Below are 5,072 nucleotides of genomic sequence, written 5' to 3'. Positions count from 1 at the left end.
CAACCTGCTGCAATGGACGCCAGGTGGTTTGCCACTGGACCAGCACGCAAAGAGCCGCGATCGCGCCCAGCACCCATACGCCAAGCAGCAGTGAAGCGGCTTCCGCAGGCAGGTTCCGATTCTCGCCGTCGCCCTGATGATCAAGCGCTACCAGCGCGATCTGCGCATCCGATGCACGCAGTGGAGTAACCCAGGTGGTGATCACCTGTGATCCGTCCCGTATCGGCACGATTTGTCCACTTGTGCTGGATGCCGCAAGAATGGATGCGCTCTGCCTGGACAATAGATCCAGCACTCGCACGTCCAGACCGCTGTTGGACAATGGCAACAGACTGCCTCCCGACGCGGCCAAAAGGGCGACATGGCTGCGCGCCGTGCGGCCTACGGTGGCAGCGAAGGCGTCGTTGACCCGCGTCGCCGTAATCAACACACCTTCCAATGTATTGCCGCGCAGAAGCGGACTTGCGACGACCCAGAGCAACTGCCCGTTGTCCAGCCAGGTACCTTGGACGGGTTTGAGTTCGCGAATGGATGTCGTCACCAGCGTGTCGTGCGGAATGCTTGCCCGATCTTTCGTCAACAGGCCCGAGCTGCTCACGGGCTTGCCGAGCGGATCCAGCACCATGGCCACGTCGTAGCCATGTCGGCGTTGCGTGAGCAATTCGCTGATGGAAAGACTATCCACCGTGCCCGTTTGCGGATTGGGGATCAACGATTGCGCCACGTAGTCGACGAAAGCCGGATCGCTGGCCAGCAACTGTGCGCGCAACTGCAGGGTTTCCAATTGCTGCGCCTGCAAGTCGGCGCCGACGATGCCGGCGACCTTGAAGCGCTCCAACATCCGCTCATCGGCGGCGCGATGGACGCACCAAACGACGCCCGCGGATGCAGCAGCGGTCAGTGCGACAACCAGCACAAGTCCGCTGAGCAGGAATCGTGCAGCCGGCTTCATCGCTTATTCCCCAGATTGAGCTCGGTGGCCACGCGCGGCTTCATGGCAGTCACCTGCTGCTCGATGGAGGTCGCAGGCACGGTCACCGGCTGTTGCGAGAGCGCAGCACGTGGATTCCAGAAATATAAAGTCCCAGGACCGGGTGGCAGACCGTGCAGCGAAAACCTTCCGTCCGCCGAGACTTGCACCATGTATGGCGTGGGCACCACCAACAAATCCAACTCCATCGAACGATGCACATTGCAGCTGATCAGCACAGGACCCGCGTGAGTGAACGTGTGCGCAATGGATTGCCCCGAAGCCTGGAATTGAAAATCGAAGGTTGAATCAGGTGTTGCGGAATAGAGGTTGTGCAGGACCTGGTCGAGATTGGTGAACTTCACCGTGCTACCGATGGGAATCGCCATCGCCGCGGGCCTGAAATCCATATTGACCGTGTAGATCGTGTAGGTGCCTGGATGCACGCGCAGCTTGCCGTGCTTTGGCACGAAGTAAACCAGCGTATCGGTTACCTCTCCGGGCGCCAGGCTCTGGCCTGGCCCTGCCACCAACATGACTTTTCCGGAAATTTCCGCGCGCTTCGTGGCGGCGTTGACGTAGCCAGGCAATCCCCCCAGCACGACTAACGCGATGAACAGCCCAAGACGATGGACAAGCATGCAACCCCCAGTATTGATGCCTATGCCAAGCAATCGGTTGATCGATTGGTCCGGCGAACACTAGGTGGCCAAGGGCCGATAGGTCCAATTCATTTAAAATATCAAGTCGATTGACGGTATCAATCTCACGAGAACGCTTGCGCCGGAATGTCGGAGCCAGATGCCCCTTGATCGTGGGGCAAGATCATCATTCGCCCCTGCCCGCTATCTTCACATCATTTGCTTGTGTCCAAGACGAGGCTAACCTCGCTGGCCGTGCAAGTGGCCGCTCGCAGTTCCACCTTGAACAACCCCGTTTGCGGGTCGCGCGACGTCGAGAGGATGGTTGCGCCCTCGGCGTGCGGCATCACGTTGGACCGTGAATAACCGGCCACGGTAATCGCCGGATCGTTGGCCGCGAACGCAAGTTTCAACCGAACCCCCTGCGCCAACTCTTCATAAGACGTCACGCGCTTGCGCCCCATCGAAACGAATTTGCCTATATCGCCCAACACAGCGATGCCCGATGCGGAAACGGGCGCGACGACACGATAAGCGAAGGCATCGGTGCCTTCCAGTTTTCCGCTGATCGTATCCGTGCTGCCTGCGGTGACGAGCGTCTTCGCGATCGGATCGAACACCGCCACCGTTCCGCCGAAACCCAGTGATGCCGGCGTCACGGAAAAACGTTCCGGACCTTTCGAAGGATCGTCGGCGAACACCAACAGGTAAGCGGTGGCGTGGTTGCCGTGGCGGGTGAACGTAGCGCCGATGATCGGCGCGCCCGTTTGCCTTGCTTGCGTCATGTAGCTGACGTCGAGCGGCATCAGGGGTTCATCCGGCTTCACTATCTCGCCATCGGCGCGTACGACCTTGAAGATATTGCTGCGATCGAGATCTTCGAACGCGTCGCCTACACCCACCGGGCCGCCGGAAAGCGTCGCAAAGAGCATGGCTGCCGTATCGTGCGACGGCATCACATCCGTGGCGGGCCACGCGCCCAGCTCATGAATGAGTCGCGCATTGAAGGCCAGCTGGGTCCAGTGATCGCGGGTCAAGCCGTCGCCCGCGGCGCGAATGGTGGTCAGGTTGGGGTATTTCACTCCCTGCAACATATACAGCGGATAAGCCATGCAGTACTGCATGGTGATGCCGCGTGCCGCCATCGCCGACGCCATGCCATCCGTGAACAGCTCGCCTTTGCCGGGCACGCTTTGCAGTTCCGGCGAGAATTTGTAAATGGCGTCGAGCCAGTCCTGAAGATAGATGGCGATGCCGTTGTTGGCGGCGTAATTGGCAAGTTCATCCCAGTATCGGCGGTCGACAGCGGCGAGACCGGAAATCTCAAAGCGCTTTCGGTAGGGACTGTCCTTGTCGATGAAACGGTTATGCGCAAGGAATGGCAGATTCACGCGCTGGTGGAATGCCGCCATGCCTTTGGGGAAGACCCCGGGTTGCGCCTTCCATTCGATGAGACCGCCGTAGCGATTCCAGTCTTCGTCAGGCAACGCCGGGTTCTTGATCCGGCCAACCTGTTGATGGGGATTCCACGCACTCTTGGCGTACCACCAGCTATCGAGTTGCAGGTAACCAAAGGGAATGCCGGCTGCACGGCTGCGCTTGATGAAGCGCACCAGCGACTCCTCGTAATTCAGGCCCTCGGCATATTCATAGTTGTAGTAATAGTGGCCGCCGGCATTGTCGGTAAGCTCGCCGATATAACGTAATGTGGCATCGGCATCGGGGGCCGTAGGGCGGCGATGGTAGATCCCGCGTAATGCAGTGCCCCAAACATCATAGGCCGTCGCGATATCCGGTGCCGCCGCCACCAGCGCGGTCGCCGTAAAGCCAGCCGGCAACTGCTTGACTTGCGAATTCAAGCCAACAGCGATGCGCGTCTTGGCATCGCCGAGCATGCTTGCGAGGAAGAAATCCGACGCGGGCGACAGGATGAGCGCGTGGCCACTGGCGTCGAAAAGAACCCACGGTGTCGATACATCTTGCGGTGAATCAAAGACCGGTGGCGCGAAATTCAATTGCCGATGCGAAAGCGAGTGCAATCCGGCAGGTACGCCGTTGAAATCCGGAAACGCCGGCCATTGCGTGACCGCTTTTTTACCCACGACTTTCCATGAAAACAGCAAGGCGCCTGATTTGCCCGGCGCGGGCGAAACGCTCGCCTCGATGCCCTCGGCCAGCACAAAGCCAAGTCCGTTTGCAGATGCTGAGACGTGCGACGCCCCGCCGGGCAAACGGCCCGCGAAATGGAGTTCACCGGCGTCGAGCGTGTACGCACCGGTTGCATCGTCAATCGAAAAGCCAAGCTCCCCACTTCGGACATCGTATTGCTTGGCCGATCCTGCTCGCGGCAGCAACATGCATGCGATGAGCAAGGACGCGACGGAGAACCGGAGGCGATGTTTCATATCGACGATGTCCAGCGGGAAGTGCGACGATTATTGTTCGCCTTGCGAGAGGGCGTCAAAAAAGTGGGTAGGCTTCATTGACTACGCCCTCGTTCCGACCCAACCGCTCGGTCGTTTCGGAACGTCAAAGGATGACCTCGCCCCGGTGGTTCCGTTCTTAGCGGACAAGGGCGTGTAATTCTTGAGGGTTACAGCCTCACGCCCGACGGTGGTCCGGTCCTCGGCAGCGCACGCCAAGCCAGTCCGTGCAAGCGTAACCGTCACCCAAGGGGACCACACCCCTACTGCCATCTTTGGCTTCCAGTGCCCAGCCAATTCTCCTCGCCCAGCCGCGCCAGCACCTCGTCAAGCTTCGCGTTGATCGCTTCAAAGATGAAATACAACTCGGCACGGCCGATGGTTATCGTGGCGTGGCCATTCTCGGCGTTGTCCTCGTTATAGGTGATGTGCGCCATCAGGGTCAGCATGTCCTGCAGGTCTTTGAGGGTTTCATAGCTGTCGCTGGACAATAGATAGAGGTGCGGTCCGTAGCGACCGCCTTGCATGTCTTTCATGGTGGTTTCTCCACACGCTTAGGGATGCTCTGATTAATTCAGCGTGGGTCGCAGCGGCCCTGTGTGTTCGCAGAGCACAGGGCCATCGGCGAAGGCAGACTGGCGCATCGTCGAGACGATGGACCGAAGCTATGCGGACACTCAGGGCCGCTGCGGCCTGCGATGGATTAATCAGAGCATCCTTAGGTCACGCCGCGTGTTGCACGCGGCGTGAAGGGCTTTCAGGAAAAATCCTGCTCGCTGTGTCGGAATCAGCTGCTTCCGTTTTGACGAATGCCCACTTTGGCTCGACGCGACGCAGTGTGCGCCGCGGTGAAGTAGGAGAAATGCACCAGGGTGGGAGCACGAAGCCGTGCGGGTGCGTATGATCGAGAGTAACCAGTGTGTCATGAAGACTCAGGAAGAGTCGTGCTGTCATGAAGATGGAGGCGGGCCCTCCGCGATCGCCTTTTAGGGGGAGATCGCAAACCACCTCGAAACAATGGTGATAAAGAGTCAGCGT

5 protein-coding genes are annotated in these 5,072 nt (G+C 59.3%); all 5 read right to left on the bottom strand.

From position 1 onward, the window contains the following. Positions 1 to 952, bottom strand: a 952-nt coding sequence (locus VMA74_RS20490) for a hypothetical protein (RefSeq protein ID WP_325370387.1), incomplete at its 3' end; no start/stop codon positions are given. Continuing rightward, a complete protein-coding gene (locus VMA74_RS20485; protein WP_325370385.1) occupies positions 949 to 1,611 on the bottom strand; it encodes a hypothetical protein in 663 nt (220 codons plus the stop codon). The genes VMA74_RS20490 and VMA74_RS20485, both read right to left, overlap by 4 nt. Positions 1,612 to 1,826: 215 nt before the next feature. Further along, complete coding sequence (locus VMA74_RS20480; RefSeq protein ID WP_325370383.1) at positions 1,827 to 4,016, bottom strand: hypothetical protein; 2,190 nt, start codon at positions 4,014 to 4,016, stop codon at positions 1,827 to 1,829. 281 nt (positions 4,017 to 4,297) lie between these two features. Continuing rightward, positions 4,298 to 4,570: an XAC0095 family protein gene (locus tag VMA74_RS20475; RefSeq protein ID WP_325370381.1), complete on the bottom strand. Its 273-nt coding sequence runs from the start codon at positions 4,568 to 4,570 to the stop codon at positions 4,298 to 4,300. Positions 4,571 to 4,757: 187 nt separating this feature from the next. Then, the coding region (locus VMA74_RS20470; RefSeq protein ID WP_325370379.1) for a hypothetical protein at positions 4,758 to 5,072 on the bottom strand (315 nt) is incomplete at its 5' end.

This window comes from Dyella sp., assembly GCF_035508675.1.
Lineage (GTDB): Bacteria > Pseudomonadota > Gammaproteobacteria > Xanthomonadales > Rhodanobacteraceae > Dyella_B.
The sequence above is the reverse complement of the archived record's forward strand: the minus strand, read 5'-3'. Positions and strand labels throughout refer to the sequence as shown.